At 74.5% G+C, this 1,281-nt stretch carries 1 protein-coding gene; it reads right to left on the bottom strand.

Features of this window, described 5'->3' with window-relative positions:
• Positions 1-174: 174 nt before the first annotated feature.
• Complete coding sequence (gene lgt / locus CNO22_RS27060; protein ID WP_100502302.1) at positions 175-1,146, bottom strand: prolipoprotein diacylglyceryl transferase; 972 nt, start codon at positions 1,144-1,146, stop codon at positions 175-177.
• Between the last annotated feature and the right edge of the window lie 135 nt (positions 1,147-1,281).

Below are 1,281 nucleotides of genomic sequence, written 5' to 3'. Positions count from 1 at the left end.
AGATGTGTATACGAGCCAGGCCTCCCGCGGTGCCCCGGTGCCGTCGTCCGCGGGGCGTCGCTGGCCCGGTTCCGACTCGCGACCCCGACAGGATCGCTGTGGGGCCTTGGCGAAAGGGTACACAGCCGCCACCAGGATCTCGTACGGCTTGACCCGTCGGACGGCGCGTCGTCCTCAGGCGTCGGGATGTCGCCGGTCGCCGTCCCCACCTGGGTCTTCGCCGTCGCGCGGCTCCGCGGCGGCCGGGGCGGCGGCCGGGGCGGCGTCCGCCTGGGGACGGCGGACCGGCGCGGTGTCGCCAGCGTCACGTCCGCGGGTGATCACCTCGCGGGGCCGGCCGCGCTGCCAGACCAGGTAGGCCACCGCCAGCAGGCCCACGATGACCGAGGTGAAGACGTTGATCCGGATGCCGGCGAAGGTCTCCGCGGGGTCGGTGCGCAGCAGCTCGATCCACAGCCGGCCGAGGCAGTAGAGGGCCACGTAGAGCGCGAAGGCGCGCCCGTGGCTGAGCCGGAACCGCCGGTCGGCCCACACCACGACCGCTGCCGCGGCCAGGTTCCACAGCAGCTCGTAGAGGAAGGTCGGGTGGAAGGTGCCGAGCACCACCGGCTGACCGTCGGGGCCGACGGCGGCCTGGGTGCCGGTCCAGTCGTAGATCGTCAGCGCCCAGGGCAGGTCGGTGGCGCGGCCGTAGAGCTCGTTGTTGAACCAGTTGCCCAGTCGGCCGATGGCCTGGGCGACGAGCAGCCCGGGGGCCAGGGCGTCGGCGAAGGCCGGCAGCGGGATGCCGCGGCGGCGGCAGGCGATCCACGCGCCGACGCCGCCCAGGGCGATCGCGCCCCAGATGCCGAGGCCGCCCTCCCAGATGGCGAAGGCGCGCAGCGGGTCGCCGCCCTCGCCGAAGTAGGGCCGGGGGCTGCTGATGACGTGGTAGAGCCGCCCGCCGATGATGCCGAACGGGACGGCCCAGACGGCGATGTCCAGGACGTCGGCCTTCGCCCCGCCCCGGGCCACCCAGCGGCGCTCGGTGATCACGACCGCGGCGACGATGCCGGCGATGATGCACAGCGCGTAGGCCCGGATGGGCAGCGGGCCCAGCTCCCAGACGGCCTGCGTCGGGCTGGGGATCGCGGCGAGGACGGTCACGCCTCCTCCTCGCTGGCGCTCGTCGTACGCGTGCCCGTCGGTGCTGTGCTCATGCGTGACCTCGCGAGCTCGGTCACGGGACGGACACCGGACGGCGCACGCCCGCGGCGAGGTCCTCCGAGAGCCGGCGCACCC

The organism is Geodermatophilus chilensis (assembly GCF_002802985.1).
Lineage (GTDB): Bacteria > Actinomycetota > Actinomycetes > Mycobacteriales > Geodermatophilaceae > Geodermatophilus > Geodermatophilus chilensis.
The sequence above is the reverse complement of the archived record's forward strand: the minus strand, read 5'-3'. Positions and strand labels throughout refer to the sequence as shown.